The sequence below is a fragment of the Taibaiella koreensis genome, assembly GCF_003545715.1.
GTDB lineage: Bacteria > Bacteroidota > Bacteroidia > Chitinophagales > Chitinophagaceae > Taibaiella > Taibaiella koreensis.
On record NZ_QVNU01000025.1, the window covers coordinates 1 to 1,196 of the forward strand.

The 1,196-nt window shown below is 55.4% G+C and carries 1 pseudogene; it reads left to right on the forward strand.

Annotated features, from left to right (window positions below):
• Positions 1–1,196 (forward strand): annotated as a pseudogene (locus DZK30_RS25565) (hypothetical protein); the annotation flags it as partial.

The following is a 1,196-nucleotide window of genomic DNA, read 5'->3' on the forward strand; positions in this document are numbered from 1 at the left end:
GGTGTCGACCCCGTTAATGGTCCGGTAGATATGGATGTGCTTCGCTACGGCTATGTGAACGGCAACCAGCTGGATGCGGTAACCGATAATGGTGTGGCCGATTATGGTGCGGGCGACTTTCATGACAATGGTGCTACCGGCACAGGCGATTATACTTATGATGGTAATGGTAACCTGACAAAAGACTTGAACAAAGGCATCAGCAGTGTTGCCTACAACCACTTCAACAAACCCACCGAAGTGAACCTGGCCGGTGGCAAAAAGATCGAATACAGCTACGATGCCGCCGGCGGCAAAGTGCAGGAGCTCATCATCGAACCCGGCAAGCCGGTAAAGAAGACCGACTATATCAGCAATTTTGTCTTTCAAAATGACAGCGTGCAGTATGCGCTTACCGGCGAAGGCCGCACCGCCTTCAACTATGCCACCGCCAATCCGGTAAAAGAAGAATACTTTGTCAAGGACCACCTGGGCAATGTGCGCACGACCATCGACATTACCACCTACGGCATCCGCCAGTACCTGGCCACTTACGAGATCGCCAGCGCCAACCTGGAAGGCCTGCTGTTTGACAACGTAGGCGAGATACGGGACGAAAAGCCGGCCAGCACCGATCCCGGCGATACCAAGGCCGGCAGGCTCAACGGGGCCGAAGCCGGCAGGGAAGTAGGCACCTCGCTATTGGTCAAGGTAATGGCCGGCGACAGGGTGGACATGAATGTGAACAACTATTACGAAAGCTATAGCAGCAAGGACGACCAGCCGGCTCCCGCCGAACAGATGATACAGAGCGTGATCAGCACCCTTACCGGTGGCGTAGGCGGCTTCCCCGGCGAGAGCCACGATACCAAGCTGGTCAACGAGCTCTTTACCCAGGACAACGTTTATGCCCTGGAAGACATCATCCAAAGCCAGGGCATCGATCCCTCGCGGCCGCAGGCCTACCTTACCTATGCGCTGTTTGACGAAGGCATGAAGCTGGTAGGCGAATTTTCGGGCGCTTACCAGGCCAATGGCGATGGCAGCTGGGCCAGTATCGGCAGCAACGGGGCGAAGGTGATCCCTACCAACGGTTATTTAGCCGTATATTTGAGCAGCCGCTGGCGCAACCTGAGCTGCGTGCCCTGCGGCAATATCTTCTTTGACAAGCTGAACGTAGAAGTAAGCAAAGGCAACCTGCTGGAGGAGACCCATTA